The 18,086-nt window shown below is 46.3% G+C and carries 18 protein-coding genes; 6 read left to right on the forward strand and 12 right to left on the reverse strand.

Translation table 11 applies throughout. The features are described from left to right. Positions 1-217 precede the first annotated feature (217 nt). Positions 218-1,267 carry a restriction endonuclease gene (locus ASC49_RS16710; RefSeq protein WP_211262079.1) on the forward strand — a complete coding sequence of 350 codons (1,050 nt, stop codon included), beginning with the start codon at positions 218-220 and terminating at the stop codon, positions 1,265-1,267. A 138-nt stretch (positions 1,268-1,405) separates the two neighbouring features. Here ASC49_RS16710 and ASC49_RS16715 read toward each other — a convergent pair whose 3' ends face one another. Then, on the reverse strand, positions 1,406-2,092 hold the full coding sequence (locus ASC49_RS16715) for a hypothetical protein (protein ID WP_055464385.1): 687 nt from the start codon (positions 2,090-2,092) through the stop codon (positions 1,406-1,408). Positions 2,093-2,645: 553 nt separating this feature from the next. Here ASC49_RS16715 and ASC49_RS16720 point away from each other — a divergent pair. Both ASC49_RS16720 and ASC49_RS16725 read left to right on the forward strand, forming a co-directional pair. Continuing rightward, on the forward strand, positions 2,646-3,698 hold the full coding sequence (locus ASC49_RS16720) for a helix-turn-helix domain-containing protein (RefSeq protein ID WP_055464386.1): 1,053 nt from the start codon (positions 2,646-2,648) through the stop codon (positions 3,696-3,698). Continuing rightward, positions 3,699-4,178 carry a PIN domain-containing protein gene (locus ASC49_RS16725; protein WP_055464387.1) on the forward strand — a complete coding sequence of 160 codons (480 nt, stop codon included), beginning with the start codon at positions 3,699-3,701 and terminating at the stop codon, positions 4,176-4,178. It begins immediately after the preceding gene. A gap of 132 nt (positions 4,179-4,310) precedes the next feature. Here ASC49_RS16725 and ASC49_RS16730 read toward each other — a convergent pair whose 3' ends face one another. The 3 genes from ASC49_RS16730 to ASC49_RS16740 form a co-directional block, all read right to left on the reverse strand. Continuing rightward, a complete protein-coding gene (locus ASC49_RS16730; RefSeq protein WP_245624748.1) occupies positions 4,311-4,640 on the reverse strand; it encodes a hypothetical protein in 330 nt (109 codons plus the stop codon). Between the two features lie 10 nt (positions 4,641-4,650). Continuing rightward, complete coding sequence (locus tag ASC49_RS16735; RefSeq protein ID WP_055464389.1) at positions 4,651-5,907, reverse strand: tyrosine-type recombinase/integrase; 1,257 nt, start codon at positions 5,905-5,907, stop codon at positions 4,651-4,653. 351 nt (positions 5,908-6,258) lie between these two features. After that, positions 6,259-7,125, reverse strand: coding sequence for a YicC/YloC family endoribonuclease (locus ASC49_RS16740; RefSeq protein WP_055464390.1), 867 nt, complete (start codon positions 7,123-7,125; stop codon positions 6,259-6,261). Positions 7,126-7,258: 133 nt separating this feature from the next. Here ASC49_RS16740 and rph point away from each other — a divergent pair, with 133 nt between their 5' ends. Further along, positions 7,259-7,981, forward strand: a complete 723-nt coding sequence (rph, locus tag ASC49_RS16745; RefSeq protein WP_055464391.1) for a ribonuclease PH — start codon at positions 7,259-7,261, stop codon at positions 7,979-7,981. Between the two features lie 63 nt (positions 7,982-8,044). Here rph and ASC49_RS16750 read toward each other — a convergent pair whose 3' ends face one another. The 8 genes from ASC49_RS16750 to ASC49_RS16790 all read right to left on the reverse strand — a co-directional run bounded on the left by ASC49_RS16750 (position 8,045) and on the right by ASC49_RS16790 (position 15,995). Next, positions 8,045-8,230 (reverse strand): YgaP family membrane protein, encoded by a 186-nt coding sequence (locus ASC49_RS16750; RefSeq protein WP_407067176.1) that lies wholly within the window; start codon positions 8,228-8,230, stop codon positions 8,045-8,047. A gap of 135 nt (positions 8,231-8,365) precedes the next feature. Next, positions 8,366-9,982 carry a bifunctional UDP-sugar hydrolase/5'-nucleotidase UshA gene (ushA, locus tag ASC49_RS16755; RefSeq protein WP_055464393.1) on the reverse strand — a complete coding sequence of 539 codons (1,617 nt, stop codon included), beginning with the start codon at positions 9,980-9,982 and terminating at the stop codon, positions 8,366-8,368. Between the two features lie 838 nt (positions 9,983-10,820). Further along, positions 10,821-11,204, reverse strand: coding sequence for a hypothetical protein (locus ASC49_RS16765; protein WP_055464395.1), 384 nt, complete (start codon positions 11,202-11,204; stop codon positions 10,821-10,823). Between the two features lie 11 nt (positions 11,205-11,215). Further along, positions 11,216-11,659 (reverse strand): hypothetical protein, encoded by a 444-nt coding sequence (locus ASC49_RS16770; protein WP_055464396.1) that lies wholly within the window; start codon positions 11,657-11,659, stop codon positions 11,216-11,218. A gap of 27 nt (positions 11,660-11,686) precedes the next feature. Beyond that, the gene (locus tag ASC49_RS16775; protein WP_055464397.1) at positions 11,687-12,796 is read right to left on the reverse strand and encodes an ABC transporter ATP-binding protein; all 1,110 of its coding nucleotides are present in this window, start codon (positions 12,794-12,796) and stop codon (positions 11,687-11,689) included. A 78-nt stretch (positions 12,797-12,874) separates the two neighbouring features. Continuing rightward, complete coding sequence (locus ASC49_RS16780; RefSeq protein ID WP_055464398.1) at positions 12,875-13,756, reverse strand: carbohydrate ABC transporter permease; 882 nt, start codon at positions 13,754-13,756, stop codon at positions 12,875-12,877. Next, entirely contained in the window at positions 13,749-14,678 is a 930-nt protein-coding gene (locus tag ASC49_RS16785) for a carbohydrate ABC transporter permease (RefSeq protein WP_055464399.1), read from the reverse strand. Before ASC49_RS16785 ends, ASC49_RS16780 begins: the two co-directional genes overlap by 8 nt. Positions 14,679-14,747: 69 nt before the next feature. After that, positions 14,748-15,995: an ABC transporter substrate-binding protein gene (locus tag ASC49_RS16790; protein WP_055464400.1), complete on the reverse strand. Its 1,248-nt coding sequence runs from the start codon at positions 15,993-15,995 to the stop codon at positions 14,748-14,750. Positions 15,996-16,213: 218 nt separating this feature from the next. Between ASC49_RS16790 and ASC49_RS16795 the strand changes: the two genes are divergently transcribed. Together ASC49_RS16795 and ASC49_RS16800 are read left to right on the forward strand one after the other, a co-directional pair. Beyond that, entirely contained in the window at positions 16,214-17,665 is a 1,452-nt protein-coding gene (locus ASC49_RS16795; protein WP_162265220.1) for a sensor histidine kinase, read from the forward strand. Continuing rightward, positions 17,655-18,083 (forward strand): response regulator, encoded by a 429-nt coding sequence (locus tag ASC49_RS16800; protein ID WP_055464401.1) that lies wholly within the window; start codon positions 17,655-17,657, stop codon positions 18,081-18,083. The genes ASC49_RS16795 and ASC49_RS16800 overlap by 11 nt, the downstream gene beginning before the upstream one ends. Positions 18,084-18,086 lie beyond the last annotated feature (3 nt).

The raw sequence follows: 18,086 nt of genomic DNA on the forward strand, positions 1-18,086 counted from the left end.
GGACACACTTTGCTTCGGGGGTTTGTCACTTGGTGATTGTGCAAATGCTGCGAAATGAACTGAGAGCTAGGGTTGGGATAGGATCTTTATATTAAATATATAATAACCAGTACAACAGCGGCCTACGGCAAGCTGTTGTACTGGTTATTATTAATATGTTAGTGATTCGGGTGGTGAAATTCAGTGTGCGGGTTTGCATGAGCTTTAAGGAGAAAGTGTGAGTAAGATAATTTTGGTTCGAAGCCCAAGTGAATTAATTTCTAAAAATTTAGCTGGGTACGGGTGGGACTGTATTGAGATGTCGTCTTTCTCTGACTTTGAAGATTTAATGAAATATGTTGAAGGTGAGCAGATCAATATTGGTCGACAGAGAAATCAAATTTCTCGATTTTTCCATGCTAAGCCCGGAGATATAGTCGTAGTTCCTGTACATAGAGCTATTGTTATTGGAATTGTTCGAGGCGGAAAGTCTTATGATGAAAATGGCGGCTATGGAGCTAATCGTATTAATGTCGATTACTTTAAAAATGAACATGGTGAGCCGATTAAAATTCCTCGCGCGAAGTTATCACAGCGATTGGAAAGTCGATTAAAAATCAGAATGACTATTGCTTCATTGAATGAATTCGCAGATGAAATAGAGGGGTACGTCACTCAGTTAAAAGACAACAACCAAGTCTGTTTTGACAGTATTTTTCAACAGAAGAAGGATAAACAAGTTGCTGACTTTAAAGAGACTCTACTTTCTAGATTAAGAAATGGCTCGACTACTTTGGCAAGTGGAGGTTATGGCTTAGAAAGGTTGGTTAAAGAGCTCATGGAGTTGGAAGGATACTCTGCTCATATAGCTGCGAAAAATAAGACCTCAGATATTTCTGATGTCGACATTGAGGCAAGTCGCACTGACCCGGTATCGAGTAACCGAGTGTTTATCCAAGTTAAGCACCATAGAGGTGAAACTAGTGGGTGGGGGATCCGACAACTAGCTGAGATTGAAGAAGATGAGCACGTTGATAAATGGCTTATTACGACTGCAACGGTTTCAGACGATACGTTAGAGCTTGCTAAACGTGAGAATGTTTCCGTGATGGATGGAGAAAAACTGGTTGACTGGATATACGACAGAATCAACGAGTTATCACCGTCGACAAAAGAACAACTTGGAGTTGGGATCTTACCTCAGATAATCTACGATAATACAGATGAAGCTCGTTTTAATAAGCTTGCCATGAATGCCTCTAAAAAGCAGGAGCTTAAAACAGTCTGATACATACTGCCAATTAAAAAGCGACATCAAATAATATCGAGCTATTTGGCGCTTTTGATATTAAAATTGCACCAACAACACCCCTCCCGCTACCCGTTAGATCAGCGCCCTCCGAGGGGTTACTCTTTTTTCAGGCTTCTAATTTTTGGTACCGTAATGAGTTACGGCACCAAAATTCGCTTTCAACCACACATCACTCTCCGGCTCGCAAAGGTGGTGCAGCAGAGCTAGATTAATCTGGTGGCTGATCACGTTGCTGTTTCGTTTTTGGCTCTCTTTTTTCAAACCTCTCAGTAATAATCCTGTACATGATTTTCCTATTTGCTCCGGCGAACTGGGCAGGCAAAAGGCGCAGTTTTGCTGTTTGGGGTGCAAGGTAGTGCGTTTTCCCGTTTTAGATAAAGGCGTGATGCACCAAAAAATACAGGCGTTGGCCGGTGTGTTTGCTTGCAATGTTCTGGTTTGGCTTGTGCAATCCCCATATATCGGTAATAAATGTGCCGGTAACAAAACTAGTCCGCCTTGGGCATGGCCATCAACCTCAGGTAAAGGTAGCCAATACAGGTTTGGCCATTGCTCGGGGCTTTGCCATTTTTCTACGATCACTTGTGCGCCAATGCTGTTCAGCCATTGGTGAATCGGGCAGCCAGGGTGCGCTTGTTTAACGCGCGGTAACTGATAGGTCAGCCAGCGGGTTAAGCGTTCGGCTGCATTATCGCACTGGCTTAATGCTGGGTAGAGGGTAAACGCGCCATGCCCAACCAGTAACGCGACCACCTGCTGTATCCATTCTCTATCCCAATCGTTAGCACTTGCCCATAACACGTCACTTATCACCTTATTGGTTTTTCATGCCGTCTATTTTCAGTTGTCGGGTGCAGACGCGGTGGTGAATTAGATGAAAGAAATGGCCATCAAACTAACCAGTCAAATCGGTTTTTTGTTATGACCTGTGCGCGGTAACTGATTGAAATATATCGTCCAATGCGGCTCTGTTTGGCGGCATTTGGCTAGTGCAAAAAATCGAGACGCCAAACGATCGTTTGCATTCTGGGTTTAAAAAACCAAACGGTTTGGACTTTGGAGTCGAGGTTGGTTTAGGGCGTAAAAAGTACCAAATCTTGCTTTGAGCCAGTACGGGCAAGGCCTACCAGCGTTGGATTTCAATCGAGACGCCAAACAGTAAATGGGCTAATTTCCCTGTTTGGCGTTTCGATCCAAAAGCCAAACGGATAGTGGTTTTGGCGTAAGGGTATAAAGGCATGGGGAAGTGTGTGCGCGAACACGCGAATGATTGCCCTGTAAAACCAATCGACAAAAACGCCAACTTGGTTTATATTTTTAAAATTATTTTAGTTTTTATAAACCAGAGGTCTGTATGATTGGAGAGCGCATAAAACGAGCCCGTGCAGCCGCTGGCCTGTCGATGCAGGCCTTGGGTGAGCAAGTTGGTATTAGTGCCAACATGGTTAAAAAATACGAGCACGACCAGAGTATGCCTTCGTCGGGAGTTTTACTTAAATTAGCGACGGCTTTGTCGGTTCGTACTGAATACTTCTTTCGCCCAGCACAGGTGACTTTGGGTGAGGTGGAGTATCGTAAAAAAGCCTCAGCTTCAGCTAAGTTGCTAAAGAAGATTGAGTCCGATGTGGTTGACCAAGCTGAGCGCTGGTTAGCGCTTAAAAATGTATGGCCAAACTTCCCGATAGCGAGTTTTAACTACCACCCCGACGTTCCTGTTGTAAGCACTTTAGACGCAGTAGAACAGGTTGCTGCTAAAGTCCGTACTGATTGGCAGTTGGGTATGAATCCATTGCCAGACTTAATCGACTTGCTTGAGTCTAAAGGTATTCTGGTGATTGTCAGTAACGTACCCCAAGCCGATAAATTTGATGGGTTACAAGCCAAAATATCAGGGCAGCCAATTGTTGTTGTGTCCTCTCATTGGCCTGGTTGCCGTCAGCGGTTTACATTGGCGCATGAACTTGGCCACCTTGTTTTACATGGCTTACTAGATGAATCCATTGACGAAGAGATGGCCTGCAACCGCTTTGCTTCTGCGTTTTTACTGCCTGAAGTAGGCCTTTTTCAGCATCTAGGAGAGCGACGTTCGAACGTAGACCCCAAAGAGCTGTATTTCCTGAAACATGAATATGGCCTAAGCATGGCGGCTTGTTTGTATCGCAGTGCCGACCTTGGTGTGATCACCGAAGAGAAAAAACGACAAATATTTATACAGTTCTCAAAAAACGGTTGGCGTAAGCAGGAGCCAGGGAATCCTTATCCACAAGAACAGACATTATTGTTTGAGCAGTTGGTTTATCGTGCATTGGCAGAGGGAATTGTTAGTGAATCCAAAGCCGCTGAGCTGTTACAGATGTCAGTAATGGCATTGCATAAGCAGCGTCAAATGTTGACTGAGGCGGTGTAAATGTATTTGTTGATCAGTGATGCCAATATTCTCATTGATCTCGAAGAAGGCCAATTATTAGAAGTCTTTTTCAATTTGCCTTACCAGTTCAAAGTTCCAGATGTGTTATTCCACGAGGAGCTAAGCGATCAACATGGCTATTTACTCGAGTTAGGGTTGTTGTTGGGTGAGTTAAGCCCGGAGTCTATGATGTACTCATTTGAACTGAGGCAAAAGTATGCTGGCCCTAGCATGAACGATTGCTTTGCACTTGCGTTGGCGAAACAAGAACAGTGTCCATTGCTAACTGGGGATATGGCGCTTAGGAAGGCGGCTGAAAAAGAAGCGATATTAGTTCAAGGTACGCTATGGGTTGTCGAGCAGCTCGTCACCCATAGTGTATTGTCAGTTGAAGAAGCTCAAGCTGCCTACGATAAAATGGCAAAAGCTGGTCGTCGCTTACCTTGGGCGCTTGCAAAACAGCGTTTAACCCAATTATAAACTTTGCATAGCCCCAATCGCCCCATTCCTTGGGGCGGTTCACATCCCTCTTATTCACCCTCTGAAGCTCGGCATATCAAGTGTTGCCCCATTGTCCCAACTGCCCACAGTAAGTGAGCAAATGGGGGCTTGTTAGTTTCGCCTGATGGGCCTTTTCGGCATGCGGCTGCGTTTGCCATCGAAGAAGGCCAATACTCTGAACCAATAGAGTGATTCTTCATACCCCAAGCTGTGCGTTGGGCGTGCAGGCGGGATGAGCCCCAGTTTGCGTCCTAAACTGACAATCACGTAGAAAGTGAGTTTTAGCGTCAGCCAAGGGGCGAGTACCACGAATGTCGTCAGGCAATATCTAGTCAGTGCGTAGCCTATGCCATGAGACTGTTCGAGTAGGGCAATGCCAATACACCAGCCAAGTCCTGCCAGCATGGCTATTGGAAAGGTAATGGGGGCGAGTTGCATCATAAATTGCATGTTAATGCCCTCCTGTGTTGTGCTGTGAAGGGTGCTCAAAGTTCACCAGTGGTTCAACCACATCAGCTACGGTTTGATGGGCAATTCGGCGCTCTTCAAAGTAATCGTGGCGGTCGTAGATACCCTCAACGCCTTTTAGCTTATGGTTAAGACAGCGTTCGGCCACATTGCCTGCAATGCCCAAAGAGGCGGCAAGGCTGCGAAAGGTGCGGCGCAGATCGTGTACGGTGAAGTGTTCAAGCTTGCCCATTTTATTCGGTGGCTGTTTTTTGCGCCCAGGCTCGCGACCAAAGAGTTTAGAAATGGCGCGGTTTAGCGTATCTGGCCCCATATGTGGACGATGGCTTGCTCGTCTGGCTGGAAAAACATAAGGCGAGCCACAAGCGCGGATTTGTAGCTCGTTAAACCAGGCAATGGCTTGGCGTGGTAAGGGAATGCTGATTGGGACGCCAGTTTTACTTCGTTCCTTGGGTAGGTCCCATACGCCCGTGGTTAAATCCATTTCACGCCACATGGCTTCGCACAGTTCGCTTTTGCGCACGCCCAATACCAAAAACAGGCAGCAAGCGAGGTAGTTGTCGCGGCCAAAGCTATTGATATGGGTATGAAACACGCTAAAGGCGTAGTGAATTTCCTCTTTGCTAAGCATCCTGTCTTTACTGGACTCCACGCCACCGGCATCGTCCACGGTAAATGCTGCGGCGGGGTTGTTCAGCGTTAAGTCGAGCTTTATCGCATGTCGAAACAGCTGCTTCATGTACATCAAGGTATCGTTGGCAATGGTAGGGCGGTTACTTTCTCGAATGCGTTCCAATACTTCACGTACATGTGTTGGCCGCACGGCTTGGATAGGAAGTTGACCAATCACTGGTGCAATTTCTTTGGTAAAAACACGTTTGGGTATATTCGGGTGCTTTAATCGGCGACTTAAGTCTTTGGCATACCAGTCTTGAAACAGCTGACTGACATTTTGGATCTCTGGGATGGTTTCAATAGCACGGATTGCTAATGGGTCTTCACCTTGCTGAAGTTGTAGCTGCATTTTAGATGATTCAAGTCGAGCCTCTGCTAAGGTCATGCTTGGATATTGACCGAGCGTGGCTTCTCGTCGTCCGTTTAGGCTGGTATACCTTAGCATCCAATACGGCATGCCAGATTTTCTTACGCAAAAATATAGGCCATTCCCATCACTGTATTTTTTGTTTGCTGTTGCGGTGCGAGCATAAGACTGCACCTGAGTTGCGGTTAGTTTTGCCATCGTTTGTTACTCTATATTCCTAAGAAATCGTTAAAATTTGCTCACCATTGCCCACCACTGTTTGTTTATCGATTGGTTCGATAGTTGAGTGATTGAACAATCTGCAAGCAGCACGATAAGTGGAGATGGCATAAGGCGGTGGTGAGATAGATGCAAAAATCTGCTCACCAGATACCTTGACTTTTTGCTTATTGAGTCAAAAAAACAGGTCTTGCCCACCATTTTGCCCACCACTTAAACAGCAACTGGTAACGGACATCTGCAAACCGATTTGGACGGGAAAAATAAAAAAGCCCTGTATTTACAAGCAAATAACAGGGCTTTTAAGACATTCTTGGACGGGTAAAAAAACTATTCGATGTTTTGGATCTGCTCTCTCATCTGTTCAATCAACACCTTCAATTCCACCGCACTGTTGGTTGTCTCTACCACAATAGACTTAGACGATAGCGTGTTGGCTTCGCGGTTGAGTTCTTGCATTAGGAAGTCTAGACGACGGCCGATGGGGCCTTTTTCTTTGAGCTGGCGGCGGACTTCTTTGGTGTGGGTCGCTAGGCGATCCACTTCTTCGGCCACGTCGGCTTTTTGTGCCAGCATGACGATTTCCGCTTCGACACGCATTGGGTCTAGCTCGACTTTGGCGGCTTCTAGCTTATCCAGTAGGTTCTGCTTTTGTGCAGCGATAATCGTTGGTAGCTTTTCTTTTACATCGGCAACGATGGCGTCGATGCTGTCTAGGCGCTCTTCGATGATGGCGTTAAGTTGCTCACCTTCTCGCTGACGCACGCTGATCATATCGTCTAAGGCTGTGTTAAATAGCGCGATCACGGCTTTTTTCATTTCATCTGCGTCAGCGCTTGCATCGCTTAGGATGCCTGGCCATTGTAGGATTTGCAGAGGTGAAGGCGTTTTGATGCCATCAAACCAAGTGCCCAGTTCTTTCACTGCATTAGCTAGGGCTTGGGCGTTTTCAGCGTTGATGTTAAGGCCTTTGGCAGCAGTGTCTTCGGCGTAGAAACGTAGCTGACATTCTACTTTACCGCGGTTTAGCTTTTTACGTAGGCTGTCACGGAAGCCAAATTCCAATTCACGGAATTGCTCTGGTAGGCGGAAGTGTGGCTCAAGGTAGCGTTGGTTTACTGAGCGGATTTCCCAGCTGATGGTGCCCCAGTCGTATACGGCTTCTTGGCGCGAAAAAGCGGTCATGCTTGCAGTCATATCAATTCCTAGCAGCTAAATAAAAGATCTGGTTAGTGTAACCTAAGTCTGACTTTCCCGTCAGGATGGGCAGTCATTTTTGCCAAGGTTCGTTATAATCACCGCTTTAGTAACGAATAACAGTGAGACTTTTATGCGTCCAAGCGGTAGAGCAGCAGATCAATTACGTCCAATGAAGTTTACGCGTAACTTCACGAAGCACGCGGAAGGCTCCGTATTAGTGGAATGCGGTGATACCAAAGTGATTTGTACCGCGACGGTTGTACAAGGTGTGCCACGTTTTTTGAAAGGTAAAGGTCAAGGCTGGATTACAGCTGAATACGGCATGTTGCCACGTTCGACCCATAGCCGTATGGACCGTGAAGCAGCACGCGGCAAACAGGGCGGTCGTACGGTAGAAATCCAACGTTTGATCGGTCGTTCTTTACGCGCTGCACTGGATTTGAAAAAGCTGGGTGAATACACCATCACCATCGACTGTGATGTGATTCAGGCAGACGGCGGTACGCGCACAGCGTCGATCTCTGGTGGTTTTGTGGCCCTAGCAGACGCGGTGAAAACGCTAGTAGAAAGTAAGAAAGTCAAAGAGAACCCAATCGTTTCTCAAATCGCGGCGATCTCTGTGGGCGTTTATCAAGGTACGCCAGTGCTGGATTTGGACTATCCAGAAGATTCTAGCGCGGAAACGGATATGAACGTGATCATGAACGATAAAGGCGGCTTTATCGAGATCCAAGGTACGGCAGAAGGTGCGGCGTTCGGTGATGAACACATGATGGGTATGCTAGCCGTGGCACGTAAGGGTATTAACGAAATCATGGCAATGCAGCGTGAAGCACTGTTTCAAGAGTCATAATCTATCGTTAGACGAGAAAGGGAGTCCATTTGGACTCCCTTTTTTCATTGCATTGGTCGATGGCTACTTTTTCGTGCTGAAGCCTAGTAATGCATATAAACCACAGAAGTTGAACAGTCCAGTGGCGAGCGGAATCACGCCAATGTAGCCCCATACTCCAATGACCCCAAACAAGGCCAGTGCGATCAATAGTACACCGATAACAATTCGTAAAATCTTATCGATACCACCTACATTTGTTTTCATCATGATGTCCTCAAGAAGCTTGATTGATGGGATCAGTATAGAAAAAATCTTAATATTAGAAAATTCTAAATATATAAGAGTAGGATATGGATCAATAAATGCCAAAGGGTTGGGCACCCTTTGGCATGTTGCGAAGGTTTAGCGAACCACGGCACCAGTTGGTTTGTAGTCGCTGATTAAAATAGGGGAGTAGTCTTTGATGTATTCCGCTAGTACGTCGGCATCCACGTAACCGGAATTAACGTAGTTTTTATGATCCGAAATTTTCGGGTAGCCATCGCCTCCACTCGCGGTATAGCTGTTCATGGCAACACGATAAGTTTTGTCGGCTTCTAAGGCTTTGCCGCCCACTTTGATGTTGGTCGCTTTACCGTCTTTCATCACCAAAGACACGCCTCGGGTTTGAGCAAAGGCGCCCGTCCCCGCTTCCTTCCCTGCCACGGCAGACAGGTAGGCTGTTAGCTCCTCGGCATTGAAATCAACGTAGGCAACCGCGTTTGCAAAAGGTTGCACTTGTAGTGCGGATTTGTAGGTAATTTTACCTGCTGGAATGCTATCGCGAATACCGCCAGAGTTCATCACCGCCACGTCCGCATGGACTTTCTTCATCATTGCTGAGGCGATTAGATTGCCCAGATTGGTTTCTTGTGCGCGGACTTGCTTACGTTCGCCGACAAGTGGACCATCGGTAAAACCAATCTCGATGTTGAGCTTTTCTAGGCCGATATCTTGATATGGTTGCAGCATGCTTAGCATCACTGGGTCTTGAGCGATTTCTTTATCAATAAAAACGCGCTCGCTAGATCCGTCAGACTTAGTGACCTTCTTTTTCAAGTTCACAGGAATGAGCTCATAGTCAGAGGCAACGATGGCGCCATCTTTGATGGTCATATCAAGGCGACCGACGTATTTGCCCCATTCATGGGCTTGTAGGATCAGAGTACCGCTTTGCACATCTGGTTCAAACAGTGGGTCTTGTGAATGCCCACCAACGATCACATCAATGCCGGGCACGGTTCGAGCAAGGGTGACATCCCCTGGCGCATTACCACCATGGTTACCGTCATCGTAATGTCCCATATGAGTCACAGCGACGATTAAATCGGCTTTTTGCTCCAGTACAGGAATTAGGTCTTGAGCCACTTCAATCGGCGATTTGATCGTGATGCCGCCAAGGTATTCGGGATTGCCTATTTTCACAGTATCGTCTGTGGTAAAGCCAACCACAGCGACACGTAGGTCATCTACAGTAAAGATTTTATAGGCATCAAATAACGGTTTACCGGTTTTGTTATCGATGATGTTGGCAGATAGAAATGGAAAACCAGCCCAGTCGCGCTGTTTTCTGAGAACTTCGATTGGATTGTCAAACTCATGATTACCCAGTGCCATCGCGTCATACTTCAATAGGTTCATGCCCTTAAAGTCTGGCTCAGCGTCTTGTAAATCGGATTCAGGTACCCCGGTATTGATATCACCGCCAGATAATAGAAGCGTATTACCGTCTTCGAGCAGTACTTCTTCACGAATATTATCAATCAGCGTTTTTCGAGCAGCCATACCGTACTCGCCATTGCTGTTTTGCCAGAAGCGACCATGATGATCGTTGGTGTGCAAAATGGTCAGATGGTACTCCTTTCCAGCTTGCCACATTGGCGAGCTTGGTGCATCCGTGTTGCTGATACTGGCACAGCCAGCTAAAGCGATAACCACGCCCGACAGTGCAAATTGGGCGATCAAGCGATTTGCGTTCATTTTGTTGTCCTTTGTTCTACGATCGAGTTCATTCAACGAAGCAGGGCTTCAAGGTTCCATCGTGAGACGGCTGCTCACTTGCTAAACAATGTAACCCAATGAGATGACAACTGCGAGGCGAAAATTGACCTAATGGACGGATTTATGAATAGACGTTGAAAATAAGATTCCCATGTAATAGGAAGACTAATTTTCGATCGAGAAGAGTGTTATTTTATTTTTTAAATTAAACTATCTTAACACTTGGCAAGAATAAAAGGCCGCCAAAAATTATTACCATTGACAGTATTACTATTGTCATCCATAACGAAATTAAGCATCTATACCATTTTGGCATATTGTTTCTTATGTTCATCAGGCTCCTTTTTTTTCCTAATGATGGGAACAAAGTTGCCCAAGAAAAAATAGAAGTTCGCAATAACGATGTTGGAAAACTGGTCATTATTTCTATTTCGCTATCTTGGAAGTGAGGAGGCTTTAAATATTTTTCTAATACCTTTTTAGGGGTGATAAAGGTTAATAATAACCAAAGCGTAGGCACTGTAAGAAAAGCAAATATCATGTAAAAGAACAATATGCTTGCAAGGCTATCAAACGTTGATTGTGTGAGACTCATTTCTTCCTTTAGAGTGCTTTTTAATTATCATGATTTTTATAGCTAAATATCACTTCTGATATTGTAAGGTGGATAAGGTCAAATTTACGCCTTAAAGGCCTGATAAGGAAGATATTTATCAATATATTTTGGGCTATTATAACTATTTAAGTAGTTGTTTTGCCTAAAATTTAGTCTAGAGGGTCTATATAGTCAGTTTTCTGTTCTGTTAGATATTTGATTTTATGAGAACTCTAGGATTAGCATTATGGTTGGTACAACAGTTACTATTATAATGGTGTGGGCACATAAAATATAAAGGGGAACTTTGTACCACAATGGCATAGCTTTTCCACAATCCTCTAGGCGTCTTTTCTTTGCCGAAAACGGTAGTGTAATCGCCCAGCCAAAAATCATTGTTCGCCAGGCTGAAGTTGGGAAATTATCATATAGGCTCATTTCATTTTGAGTAAAGTGAGGGGGAGTGAAATAAGATTTCAGAAGTTTTTTTGGTGTTGTTATGGTCAATAAAGGCCATAATAACATATGGGTGAAAATTCCCGAAAACAACACTGAAAACATAATGTAGAAAAGGATAGTTCCAGTTTCTTGGGTTACAGAAAGCATATCTCTTTCCTTTAAAGTGATCTCATAGAGTTTATGTCATTTAAATACTTTAATACTTCAGGAGAAAGTGGTTCGGAGTAAAAGTTACAAATAGAATCCGCTCTAGTTAAAGAAACTAAATCAAAAGATTCTCCTCTACTGTTATAGAACTCTCGAGCTTTTTTCCCAGTACCATAGCCAGCTAATGCTGATGCAGCTCCAATTACTATAACACCAATCCAAGTTACAGGGCTCATCAATAGAAAAGCAGCCGCTGCACCAGCTGCTAGGCCCCCAACAATACCACTTATAGTTTCTACGGAAATTTCGTTTTTCTCATGTCGGCTACTGGCTTGGCACATGTCGTATGCACCTTTTGCTACGCCAATACCTGACAATACAACTCCGCCTTTTGTTGCAAGCTTAGATAGTTTCTTTGCTGTAAAGCCAAAAAAAACCGGCCCTAAGGCCGGCATAAAGTTTACCGAAAGAACGGCTAAACGTTAGTTGTCGATACGCTGTCCGGAGTCTTTATCAAAGGCGACGGCTTTTGAGGTATCAAACATCATGGCAACGGTTTCGTTGGCTTTCACTGGGTAGGCAGGGTTGCAGCGGCAGTTTACTTCAGCCTCGGAGATGCGTGTCAGAACCATGGTATCGGCGCCCATCGGCTCGGTGACTTCTACATCAATATCGGCTGTCACGACAAACTCGGCGCCTTCTTTGTGTGGCTGAGGTTCTGTGATCATCTCAGGGCGAAGGCCCAGTAGAATTTCTTTGCCAGCGTAAGCTTTTAGGCTGTCAGGTTTTGGGAATGGCACAACGGTCGGTTTGCTTGCTTGCAGCTCTAGGGCGTAAGTACCGTTTTGCTCAACCACTTTCGCTGGCACGAAGTTCATGGCTGGTGAGCCCATAAATCCTGCCACGAACAAGTTGGTTGGGTTGTCGTAGATTTCCTGTGGTGTGCCCAGTTGTTGTACTTCACCGTCTTTCATGACCGCGATGCGATCCGCAAGGGTCATGGCTTCGATTTGGTCGTGGGTTACGTAGACAATGGTGGTGCCCAGTTTTTGGTGTAACTTTTTGATTTCAGTACGCATTTCTACACGAAGCTTGGCATCCAAGTTGGATAGCGGCTCGTCGAATAGATACATCTTAGGGCGACGTGCTAGAGCGCGACCCATGGCCACACGCTGACGCTGCCCCCCGGAAAGCTGAGCCGGTTTACGCTTTAACAAATGACCGATTTGCAGCATGTCTGCGACACGTTGCACTTCCGCATCGCGCTCTTCTTTTGGCACTTTACGCATCTCAAGACCAAACGAGATGTTTTCGGCAACGGTCATGTTTGGGTACAGGGCGTAGGACTGGAACACCATGGCGATGTCGCGGTCTTTTGGGCTAGCGTACGTCACGTCGTTGTCACCGATTAGGATGCGACCTTCAGATACGTCTTCTAGGCCTGCAATCGAGTTCATCAGTGTGGATTTACCACAGCCTGATGGGCCGACCAAGATTAGGAATTCACCCGCTTCAATCGAGATGTTGATGCCTTTTAGGATTTCCGTTTGGCCGTAGCGTTTTTTTACATTATCAATCGTTAAACTTGCCATTATTTTTTCTCCAAATTCTTTCACTGGCCAGCGGGTGTTGTCGCTGGCCGTCAACCTTATTAAATAAACCTTTAAGACTTAGCCTTTCACCGCACCAGCGGTTAGACCGCGTACGAAGTACTTACCTGCCAAGATGTACACCACAAGCGTTGGTAGGGCGGCGATGATGGCAGCGGCCATATCGACGTTGTATTCCTTACCACCGAAGCTGGTGTTGACAAGGTTGTTAAGGGCCACCGTCACAGGTTGTGTGTCGAAGCCAGAGAACGCCACGCCAAATAGGAAGTCGTTCCAAATCTGCGTGAACTGCCAAATAACCGTTACGACGATGATTGGCGTCGAGACCGGCAAGATAATACGGTAGAAGATGGTGAAGAAACCGGCACCGTCTAGACGTGCGGCTTTCACTAGCTCTGCTGGGATAGATTGATAGAAATTACGGAAGAACAGTGTTGTGAATGCCACACCGTAAATTACGTGTACCATCACCAAACCAGTGGTGGTGTTGGCAATGCCCAACCAGCCCAGAGTACGAGCCATCGGAAGTAGAATCACTTGGAATGGGATGAAGCAGCCCACAAGAAGCGCTGCGAAAAACACATCGCTGCCTTTGAATTTCCAGTGTGAAATCACGTAACCGTTCAACGCACCCAACAGGGTTGAAATCGCTACCGCAGGGATAACGATCTGGAACGAGTTAAAGAAGTACGGCGCCATGCCTTCACATTGGCTACCGGTACACGCACCACTCCACGCTTTAGACCACGCATCGAAGTTCAATGATCCTGGTAAAGAGAGCAGTGTGCCAGAACGGATTTCTTCCACGTCTTTTAAAGACGTTAGCAACATCACTAAGAATGGCGCTAGATAGACCGCAGCCATTGCTAGCAAAGCAATGTACAAGGCAATGCGTAGGGCTTTATCTAGGGTTGAGGTTTGGCGTTTTGCAACATTACTCATGGCGCTCACCTCGTAGTTCTGAGTACAAGTAAGGAACAAGAATCGCTAGCACACAGCCCAACATCACCATCGCGGATGCAGCACCAAGACCGATTTGGCTGCGGGTGAAAGCGTGGGCGTACATAAAGTTCGCCGGCAGGTCAGAGGAGTAACCTGGGCCACCGTTGGTCAAGGCCGCGACCAAGTCGAAACTCTTAATCGCAATGTGCGAAAGGATCACTAGAGCGCTGAAAAATACCGGTTTGAGCGATGGCAAAATGATGCGACGGTAGGTGGTAATGATGCCCGCACCGTCAAGCTGTGCCGCTTTAATCATTTCACTGTCGACACCACGTAGACCCGCAAGGAACAAGGCCATGACGAAGCCTGATGCCTGCCAAACCGCCGCGATGACCAAACAGTAAACCACCATGTCAGGATCGGATAACCAGTTAAAACGGAAATCTTCAAAGCCCAATTCGATCATCATTTTCTCGATGCCGTTGGTTGGGTTCAAAAGCCACTTCCACGCGGTACCGGTCACGATAAATGAAATCGCCATTGGATAAAGGTAAATGGTACGAATCGCGCCTTCAGCGCGAATTTTCTGATCAAGGAAAATCGCTAGCATCACGCCAAGGAACAAACAAATTAGAATGAACAAGCCGCCGAAGACACCTAGGTTGGATAGAGCCACTAACCAGCGGTCATTCATAAATAAACGCTCGTATTGGTCAAAGCCGACGAAGTTGTACGATGGCAACATACGAGAGTTGGTAAAAGACAGTACGGCAGTCCATATCATATAGCCGTAGATACACACGATCGCTGCAACAGCAGTCGGTGCCATGACGATTTTGGGCATCCAATCGGCCAAACTTAGGCGCGCAGGACGACCAGCTTGAGTCGCTCCAGACCCAGCTTTGGCGGCATTATTATTCATATTAGGGCGCTTCTACTTTAGAGGAGAGAAGGAGGCCAGCCTAATGACTGGCCTCGGTGTTAACGCGTATTACATGCTCGCTTTAACAGCACGAGCGAGACGATCGACTGCTTCTTCAGCGGTCATTGATTCGCTGTTATAGAAGTTTGTCACCACATCATAGATCGCACCTTGCACCATGGAGTTGACGGCCATGCCGTGCGCCATACTTGGCACTAAGTCGCCCGTTGTAGAGCTAGCTAGGAAGGCATCCATAGAAGAATGCGCACAGGTATCGAACTTATCTCGTGGCATATTTAGACGAGCAGGGATTGAACCTTTGTTCAAGTTGAATGTTTCTTGGAAGGTTGGCTCAAGCATCAGACGCGCAAGGTCTTGTTGTGCTTTTTGCGAATCTTTGTCATCCACTTGGAACATCGCTAGAGAGTCAATATTGAAGGTAAACTGGCCGCTTGTACCTGGTGCTGCATAACACACGTAGTCAATGCCGGCTTTTTTACCTGCTGCGGTAAACTCACCTTTGGCCCAGTCACCCATGATTTGCATCGCGGCGTCACCGTTGATCACCATCGAGGTAGCGATATTCCAGTCACGGCCAGAGAAACCTGAGTCTACGTAGTCTCGTGTTTTCTTGAAGGTTTTAAACACATCAATCATATCTTCGCCACGTAGCGTCGCATCGTCTAGGCCGACGAATGCTGCAGTGTAGAATCGTGAACCTTTAGACAAAGCAATCGCTTCAAACAGTGTCGCGTCTTGCCACGCTTGGCCACCGTGCGCCAGCGGTGTGAAACCTGCTGCTTTGATTTTGTCAGCCGCTTCGAAGAATTGGTCCCAAGTGGTTGGGATAGAAGCGCCAGCTTTTTTGAAGATTTCTGGGTTTGCCCATAGCCAGTTGACGCGGTGTACGTTAACCGGTGCGGCTACATAGTGGCCATCGTATTTCATAACATCACTCACCACTTGCGGTAGGACAACGTCCCACTGGCCTTTTTCAGCCACAGCGTCGAGATTGGTTAGGAAGCCTAGATCACCCCATTCTTGAATGGTAGGGCCTTTGATTTGTGCCGCAGCTGGTGGATTACCAGCGATCGCGCGCGATTTTAGAACGGTCATTGCAGATTCACCGCCGCCGCCAGCAACTGCGAAGTCTTTCCAAGTGTGGCCTTCTTCTGTCATCAAGTCCTTAAGAACGTTGATCGACGCGGCTTCACCACCGGAAGTCCACCAGTGTAGAACTTCTACTTCACCTGCGTGTGCTGTCGCCGCTGCAACAGAAATGGCAAGACTTGATAAACCTAATGCAATTTTCTTCATGGTCAGTAACCCTTATTTATTATTGTGGGACTCTGTAACTAACGTTTTTTAAATCTAGGTCATCAGCATAAAAAATGCTCACTTAGACAGGGTAAATGTAGCAAACCTTATGCACGCAAGTGGTAAAGTAGAGCAACCAAATGTATCAAAGTCTTGCAAGCTCGATATTCTCTCCTTCAATCCCTTCTTGAATGAAGCTCTTTTGTGCCCGTGTCCTCATGAGTCAATCATCTTCAACTATAATGGGATTGGCTGTGGTGTACCCATACCACCAAGGAGGTGCCATGGAGGCTCATGTATTTACTCAGCTTGATCTTGTCTTTCTGATTGGCTTCTTAATGATCCTAGTGCTGATGTCATTTGTTTTTAGTTGGCGTGAACGTCAGCGTTCCCAGCACTTACTCGATCGCAATCGGTGTTTACAAGATGACGTGCGTCGCCTGCAAGCCACTGAGGAAGAGCAGCGTCGTTTATACAATTCGCTAGAACGAGCGATGGAACAGCGGACTCGGGAGCTGCAAGAAATCCACAGCAAGCTGGAACAAGAGATGCATGCAACCGCGCAAGCACAAAAGCGTATGACCAGCATTTTTGAGTCGGCTCCGAATGGTATGTTGGTTGTGAATCGAGAGGGGTTGATTACTCAGGCCAATAGCATGGTGGCGTCTATCTTTCGTTGTAAAGTAGAAGAGTTGATTGGCAAATCAGTCGAGAGCTTAGTGCCGACGGAATTTCGCGAACGACATGTGGTGGATCGATCTGAGTTTCAGGAACACCCTTCGAAACGAAAAATGGGTGCCCGCCGTGATTTATACGGTGCCCGATTTGACGGGTCTTATGTGCCATTGGAAGTAGGGTTGCACCCCGTTGCGTTGGAAAGTGGCACCGAAATTGTTGCTGCAGTGGTCGACATCAGTGAGCGCAAAGCCTACGAAAAAAGTATTCATAAGCGCAATGAGGCGTTGGAATTGTCGAACCGCGAGTTGCAGGAGTTTGCGTTTATTGCGTCCCACGATTTGCGCGAGCCACTGCGTAAAATCATTTCCTTTTCTACACTGTTACAGGAAGGGGAATACGGAGAGTTTAACGAAGAAGGTAAAGTCTTCTCTGGTTACATCGTTAATGCGGCGCAACGAATGCGTGATCTGTTATCGGATTTATTAGCTTACAGCCGTGTAACATCTAAGGCTAATCCTTTTAAAACATTGCGTTTAAATCCGCTGCTAGAGGAAGTGTTAGAGGATCTGCAGCTGCTCGTGGAAGAGTCGAATGCCGACATTCAGATTGCGGACACTTTGCCTGATGTGAACGCGGATCCAGTGCAAATGCGGCAGTTGTTTCAAAATTTAATTGGTAACAGCTTGAAGTATCGCGACCCTAATCGCGCTCCCATCGTGACCATTTCGGGTAACCAAGACGATGATTTTGTGTATCTTAAAGTACAGGATAACGGGATTGGCTTTGCGCAAGCATTTGCCGAGCAAATCTTTGATGTGTTCAAGCGGTTACATGACAAGCAATCCTATTCAGGTACCGGAATGGGGTTGGCCATTTGTCGCAAAATAGTCATGCGTCATGGAGGCTCCATTACTGCTCGATCAAAAGAGGGGGTGGGTACGACGATGATTATTGAATTACCCAAAAAAATGGCAGTGAACGATGGCAGTTAACGCAACACAACCGCGGTTGTTGATGCTTGACGACGATCTAGAGGATGCTTTTTTGGTGCAGACAGCATTAAAGAGGCTTAATACGCGCTGGTCGTTTCAGCATTTTCAGACCAGTCAGGCATTTTCTGACTACTTAGACAAAGAATATTCTGTGCAAGTACAGGAATCGCGTCTAATGTTATTGCTCGATTTGAATATGCCCGTTAAAACAGGGTTAGAGTGGCTGTCTGAGCTTCGTGCAGACAGTCGCTTTGATCCGTTGATCATCATTGTGCTTTCCACTTCAGATATGAAGGAAGAACAAGAGCGAAGTTTGTCACTTGGTGCCAATGCCCATGTTGGTAAGCCTGATAGCGTAAAAGAGTTGGCGGAAAAATTGATGGCTTTGTATGGATATTGGATAGATAACAAGAGTTAGAGG

This window comes from Marinomonas fungiae (genome assembly GCF_001418205.1).
GTDB lineage: Bacteria > Pseudomonadota > Gammaproteobacteria > Pseudomonadales > Marinomonadaceae > Marinomonas > Marinomonas fungiae.